Origin of the sequence: Flavobacterium sp. HTF (assembly GCF_003105115.1) — a bacterium.
Taxonomy (GTDB): Bacteria; Bacteroidota; Bacteroidia; order Flavobacteriales; family Flavobacteriaceae; genus Flavobacterium.
The window spans coordinates 1-4,600 of record NZ_QETH01000160.1; the positions used below are offsets into that span (position 1 = coordinate 1).

A 4,600-nucleotide genomic window follows, 5' to 3' on the forward strand; every position below is an offset into this window, starting at 1 on the left:
TTTTTTAAAGATTTGTTTTTGGGTTTTTAAATATAAGAAAAAAAACAATAATTATCTTTTTAAAAATACTTTGATGACAAACAATATCACAATAAAAAGAAGAAAACCGATTAGTACTTTATAATTTCCTTTATAAAACACTTTGTGCAGCGATAAATCTTTTCGGTAAGCAAATACCATTACGATTACAAATGCAATAAAAAAACAGACTGCGAATATTAATTGTCCCTGACTAAACATAGTTGATAATTATTTTTTACAAATTTAGAGAATTGTATACGAATAGTTGCTAATTTGGTATTCCAATTAATTAAATAAAATCATGAAAAAACAAATAGATGCAGTAAAGGAATTCCACACTGCTTTTAACATAGGACACAGCGAAATACCTCTTGCAGATGTTGGCGAGACCAAAAAATACCTTCGTTATAATTTAATGAAAGAAGAGAACGAAGAATATCTTGATGCCGTGCAGAAAAATGATTTAGTTGAAATTGCCGATGCACTCGGAGACATGATGTACATTTTATGCGGAACTATAATTGAACACGGTTTGCAGGATAAGATGGAAGCTATTTTTGATGAAATCCAGCGCAGCAATATGAGCAAGCTGGGCGAAGACGGAAAACCAATCTATAGAGAAGACGGTAAAGTAATGAAAGGGCCGAATTATTTTAAGCCTGATTTTTCTAAATTATTATAAAAGATTAACCGCAAAGAATGCTAAGATTTTTTCTTTAGTTCTTGTGCAAAAAAACGCAGAGTTCGCAAAGCTTTGTGTTATTTTTGTCATTTCGACGAAGGAAATCTTCACAAGTAGCACGACAAGATTATGTTTAGTCTTAGTGTTCCTTAGGTAAAATTTAATAATAAAAGAAAATAGAAAACCCGGCAGATTTTAAAATCTGCCGGGTTTTTATTTTCAAATTTCTTTTGATTACTGAACTTTAACTGTCCATCCGTAAGTATCTTCAGAAAGTTTATTTTGAAGACTTGTTAGTTTTTCTTTTAAGAAAGAAGCATATGAATTCTCAATTGGTGCCAGCTCATAATATTCATCTTTATAAGAGAATCCTTTGATAACGCTGATTACAGCGGCAGTTCCGGCTCCGAAAATTTCTTTTAAAGATCCGTTTTTGGCAGCATCAACCAATTCTGAAACAATTACCGGACGAACTTCTACATTCAGTCCTTCTTTTTCTGCCATTGCAATTAAACTTTTTCTGGTAATACCATCTAAAATTCTTTCGCTTGTAGGAGCAGTCAATAAAGTATCATTAATTCTGAAGAAAACGTTCATTGTTCCCGCTTCTTCTAATTTTGTATGAGTTGCATCATCAGTCCAGATAACCTGTTGGAAACCTTCTTTGTTTGCCAGGTTAGTTGGGTAAAACTGGGCAGCGTAGTTTCCGGCAGCTTTTGCAGCACCAATTCCACCATTTGCAGCTCTACTGTAATGTTCAGCAATAATTACTTTTACTTCGCCACCATAATATGATTTTGCAGGAGAAAGCAGAATCATGAATTTATATTCGTCAGACGGATTTGCAATAACACCAGGTCCTGTTGCAATCATAAAAGGACGGATATACATACTAGCTCCGTTTCCTCTCTGAATCCATTCCTGATCAATTTTTAATAGTTCATTCAAACCATCCATAAAAACATCTTCCGGAACTTCCGGCATTGCCATACGAACCGCAGAACTGTTAAAACGTTTGTAGTTTTCATCAGGTCTGAACAACCAAACATCATTATTTTCATCTTTATAAGCTTTCATTCCTTCAAAAATAGCTTGTCCGTAGTGAAAGACTTTTGAAGAAGGATCCATTAGAATGGGAGCGTACGGCTTAATGACAGGATTTTGCCACTGACCGTCTTTAAAATCACATTCAAATAGATGGTCTGTAAAAACAGAACCAAAGCTTAAGTTTTCAAAGTCAACTGCGCTTATTTTAGACGAAGTAGCTTTTCTGATTTCAATTTTGCTTGTTTGAGCTGTACTCATAATAGTGTAAAGTTTTTATGTAATTTTCATTTCAATAGAATACTAAAGTAATGATCTGATGTAAAATAGATTTTATTGAATGCAAAATTAAGTAAAAATATATAATTTGTTTACTAAAACTGCATTAATTACCTCAATTAACTGAGATTTATTTATCCTATAATAAACTCAAAAAAATGGTATGTTTTTATAAAGAATTTATGAAAAAACTATCGATTTTTAAGGCTTTACGCATTTGTTTTGACTAAATTTGACTCGTAAAACGGCTTGAAAACCAATAGAATCGCATTATAAATTCTTCAAAAAGTGAAAAGAGAAATAATTACAACGCTAGACGGCTCAACAACAATACATTTATCGGAGTGGAACGAAAGTTACCACTCTAAGCACGGCGCAATTCAGGAAGCAAAACACGTATTTATCAAAAACGGGCTTGAGTTATTTGAAAATAATCCAGTCAGTATTCTTGAGATAGGTTTTGGAACCGGTCTTAATGCTTTTATCACTTTTTTGGAATCGGAACGCAAACAGCAAAAAATCAATTATGTTGGAGTAGAGGCTTATCCGGTCAATGCAGAAGAGGTTTTGGCAATGAACTATGTGAAAGAACTCGACGCATTGGAATTTAATAACATTTTTGAAAAAATGCATAAATGCGAATGGGATAAAGAAAACGAAATTTGCCCTCTGTTCTCGTTAACCAAAAGGAAACAATTTTTTGATGAAATCAATGATTTTGAAATTTTTGATTTGATTTACTTTGACGCCTTCGGATACCGGGTTCAGCCTGAGCTGTGGAGTACTGAAATTTTTCAGAAAATGTACAATAGTTTAAAATCAAATGGAGTTTTAGTCACCTATGCTGCAAGAGGAGTTGTTAAAAGAAGTATGATTTCTGTTGGATTTACTGTAGAAAAACTGGCAGGTCCTCCGGGAAAAAGAGAAATGTTTAGAGCTTTTAAAAAGGTTTAAATGAGTTGTTTAGAATTATTATAAATTGAGTTATATGTTTTAAGAAAACGTATTCGTTGCTAAAGTTTTGAAAAAAATAAGTTAAAATTAATGTTTATGTAGTGAATTTGTTTAAATTTGCTGCGAGTTTAAAAATATAGATAACCCCCAAAAATCTTATTTTATTATGTCAAAAATGATGTTTGATTACACGAAATCAATACTTGAGAGAGTTAGTTTCGACCCGGTACTTTTCTGTAAAGAATTAGAGAAAGCTATCAAAACCCTGTTACCATACGAAATGGAACAATTACAAGAATGGTTATTAAATTTCATTATTGAGAAACCAGAATTAAAACAAAGTTTACTGCTAATTAAAGTATAAAAAAAAGGAGCCAAATTGGCTCCTTTTTTTATGCTGTTTTCTTTTGCAGCGGACTAATGATTTGTACATTCTGAAAAACAATTGCCCCTTTGACAACTCCGGCGATTGTAGATCGGATGGCGTCAATGATTTGCATTTTTAATTCGCTTTTAGGGTAAATTAAACTTACCTCACGGGCAGGTTTTGGTTCCTTAAAATTTCGTAGTTTCAGTTTGTCGGATTCTTTTAAGTCTAAAGTGTGCAAGTACGGAAGTAATGTTGTACCAAGGCCTTCGTCTGCCAGTTTTATAAGAGTTTCAAAACTCCCGCTTTGAATCTGAAAATTATTTTGTTCAACATCAGAACGATTTTTGCACAGATTTAAAATCCCGTCTCTAAAGCAGTGCCCGTCTTGTAAAAGCAAAATTTCGTTCAGGTTTAAATCAGAAACTTCAATCTCTTCTTTTTGAAAACTGATATGATGTTCAGGAATGTACGCAACGAAAGGTTCAAAATACAGAACAATCTCTTTTATTTTTTCATCTTCCAGAGGAGTAGCAGCAATTGCAGCATCCAGATGGCCATTTTTTAATTTAGTGATAATTTCATCCGTATTTAACTCTTCGATAAGCAGTTTTACTTTTGGATATTTTTTAATAAAATTATTTAAGAACATTGGTAAAAGGGTAGGCATAATGGTCGGGATAATTCCTAAACGAAATTCTCCGCCAATAAAACCCTTTTGCTGTTCTACAATATCTTTTATGCGGTCTGCTTCGTTAACAATATTCTTAGCCTGGTTTACGATTTTCTGACCTATATCGGTAAGCTGAATTGGTTTCTTGCTCCTGTCAAAAATTAATATATTCAGTTCTTCTTCAATTTTTTGAATTTGCATACTAAGTGTGGGCTGAGTAACAAAACATTTTTCGGCTGCAAGCGTAAAGTTTTTGTGTTCTGCAACAGCCAACACATATTGTAATTGAGTTATTGTCATTTTGATAGTATTTTGTGATGCAAAAATAAGAAAATATAATTTTTAATTATATAAAAAAATAAGAAGTAGCTTTAAATTTGTAGTAAATTAGTTGTAAAAATCAAAATCATGAAAACAAATATTTTAGGATTACCTGTAAAAGAATCAGAATTACTGGTAAAAGAATTAAATGTATTACTGGCCAATTTTCAAACCTATTATCAAAATTTGCGTGGAATTCACTGGAATATTCGCGGCAAGCGTTTCTTTGATTTGCATGTAAAGTTTGAAGAATTATATA

General features: G+C 32.3%; 6 protein-coding genes. 4 read left to right on the forward strand and 2 right to left on the reverse strand.

What is annotated here, in order from left to right; all coding sequences use genetic code 11:
* Nucleotides 1–322 precede the first annotated feature (322 nt).
* Nucleotides 323–703 carry a nucleoside triphosphate pyrophosphohydrolase family protein gene (locus DCO46_RS22255; RefSeq protein WP_116754655.1) on the forward strand — a complete coding sequence of 127 codons (381 nt, stop codon included), beginning with the start codon at nucleotides 323–325 and terminating at the stop codon, nucleotides 701–703.
* A gap of 234 nt (nucleotides 704–937) precedes the next feature.
* Here DCO46_RS22255 and DCO46_RS22260 read toward each other — a convergent pair whose 3' ends face one another.
* Nucleotides 938–2,008 (reverse strand): branched-chain amino acid aminotransferase, encoded by a 1,071-nt coding sequence (locus tag DCO46_RS22260; protein WP_116754656.1) that lies wholly within the window; start codon nucleotides 2,006–2,008, stop codon nucleotides 938–940.
* A 306-nt stretch (nucleotides 2,009–2,314) separates the two neighbouring features.
* Between DCO46_RS22260 and mnmD the strand changes: the two genes are divergently transcribed.
* The gene (gene mnmD / locus DCO46_RS22265) at nucleotides 2,315–2,980 is read left to right on the forward strand and encodes a tRNA (5-methylaminomethyl-2-thiouridine)(34)-methyltransferase MnmD (protein ID WP_116754657.1); all 666 of its coding nucleotides are present in this window, start codon (nucleotides 2,315–2,317) and stop codon (nucleotides 2,978–2,980) included.
* Between the two features lie 166 nt (nucleotides 2,981–3,146).
* Nucleotides 3,147–3,344 (forward strand): hypothetical protein, encoded by a 198-nt coding sequence (locus DCO46_RS23305; protein WP_057120884.1) that lies wholly within the window; start codon nucleotides 3,147–3,149, stop codon nucleotides 3,342–3,344.
* 28 nt (nucleotides 3,345–3,372) lie between these two features.
* On the opposite strand, the gene DCO46_RS22275 is transcribed toward DCO46_RS23305, so the two are convergent.
* Nucleotides 3,373–4,320 carry a LysR substrate-binding domain-containing protein gene (locus DCO46_RS22275; protein WP_116754658.1) on the reverse strand — a complete coding sequence of 316 codons (948 nt, stop codon included), beginning with the start codon at nucleotides 4,318–4,320 and terminating at the stop codon, nucleotides 3,373–3,375.
* A 108-nt stretch (nucleotides 4,321–4,428) separates the two neighbouring features.
* Here DCO46_RS22275 and DCO46_RS23310 point away from each other — a divergent pair.
* A partial coding sequence (locus tag DCO46_RS23310) for a Dps family protein (RefSeq protein ID WP_133244628.1) occupies nucleotides 4,429–4,600 on the forward strand: 172 nt, incomplete at its 3' end.